1 protein-coding gene is annotated in these 1,617 nt (G+C 47.2%); it reads left to right on the top strand.

What is annotated here, in order from left to right:
* A partial coding sequence (locus tag EV200_RS21645) for a condensation domain-containing protein (RefSeq protein WP_244313047.1) occupies positions 1–1,617 on the top strand: 1,617 nt, incomplete at both ends.

Genomic DNA, 1,617 nt, shown 5'->3' with positions numbered 1-1,617 from the left:
AGTAACGGGAAGATCGACAAGCGTGCCTTACCTGATCCTCTGGGTTTGGGTATATCTACCGGAGTGGTTTATCAGGGGCCGCGTAATGAGATTGAGTCCCATTTAATAGCGATTTATGAGGAAGTATTGAAACGACAGCCTATAGGGATTCATGATGATTTTTTCTTGTTAGGGGGAGATTCGATCAAATCGATCCAGATTACTTCTCGCCTTAAGCAGCGGGGATATAGTTTACGGATTGGCGACATCCTTCAGCATCCGGTTATTGAGGATTTGTCGTGTTATGTTAAGCAGGTGGTTCGGATTGCCGATCAGGGGCTGTTTACCGGGATGATTCCTTTGAGTCCGATTCAGCATTTTTTCTTTGAGGGGAGTGAGGTTGATCGGCATTATTTTAACCAGTCGGTCTTATTGCAGGTTTCAGGTGGCTTGTCAGAGGAGGGGGTTCGTCTCTCCCTGGAGAAACTGGTTGAGCACCATGATGCCCTTCGCATGGTTTACCGTTCGGGTTCGGAAGGATGGGAGCAGGAGAACCTGGGCTTGGAACAAGGATATTTACTGGAGATTCTGAGTGTTTCAGATGATGCTGCATTTATTCGTGAATGTGAGCGTCTGGAGTCTTCGTGTGATCTTTCCAAAGGGCCTTTATTCCGGGCAGGTTTGTTTCGCCGTGCCTGGGGCGATCAGTTACTGTTGATTGCCCATCACTTAGTTATTGATGGGGTTTCCTGGCGTATTTTATTTGAAGACCTGTCTGCTCTTTATGATCAGTATTTGCGGGGGTTACCTTTTGCTCTTCCTGCCAAGACGGATTCATTTGGTTATTGGCAGCAGCAGCAGCGATTATATGCTCAGCAGGAGGTTTTGTTGTCTGAGGAGGCATATTGGTCCGGTCTTTCTTCTTTTGCGGTAGATCCGTTGAGGAAAGACCATCCTGAGGGGAGTAATCTGGTCGGTGATGTTCAAACGCTGTCTTTTAGTCTGAGTGCGCCCTTAACGGAACTTTTGCTGACCCAGTGTTACCGTGCTTATCATACTGAGATCAATGACCTTCTGGTGACTGGTTTGGGACTGGCTTTAAAAGAAGTTCTTGGTCAGGAACGTTTGTTGCTGAGTATGGAAGGACACGGGCGTGAAGAGATCGGGAGTGATGTGGATGTTAGCCGTACTGTAGGTTGGTTTACTACGATCTATCCGGTGGGGCTTGACCTGAGCGGGACAGGTGGTATTACCGATCATCTGATTGGTGTAAAAGAACGGCTACGCCGTGTACCCAATAAGGGAATCGGCTATGGGATTCTGCGTTACCTTTCGGATAAGTGTTCTGCGGTCCATCCCGAGGTTAGGTTTAACTATCTGGGTGATTTTGGTACGGGATCTCCGGCAGAATCTGGCAGGGAGATTTTCACTTTTTCGGGGGATGCTCATGGAGAGAGCATTTCATCAAAACGTTTACGTGATGTCTCTCTGGATGTTTCTGGGATACTGACAGGTGGGATGCTACACATTTCGTTAAGTTATAGTGATTCAGAATACGAGCAGGAGACGATCGGATCTGTTTTATCTTGTTATCAGTCTATCCTTGAGGAGCTGATCTTAACGGTGTCATCAGCAACA

Source organism: Pedobacter psychrotolerans (genome assembly GCF_004340665.1).
Classification (GTDB): Bacteria; Bacteroidota; Bacteroidia; order Sphingobacteriales; family Sphingobacteriaceae; genus Pedobacter; species Pedobacter psychrotolerans.
Note: the sequence above shows the minus strand (reverse complement) of the source record. Positions and strands in the feature narration are given on the sequence as shown.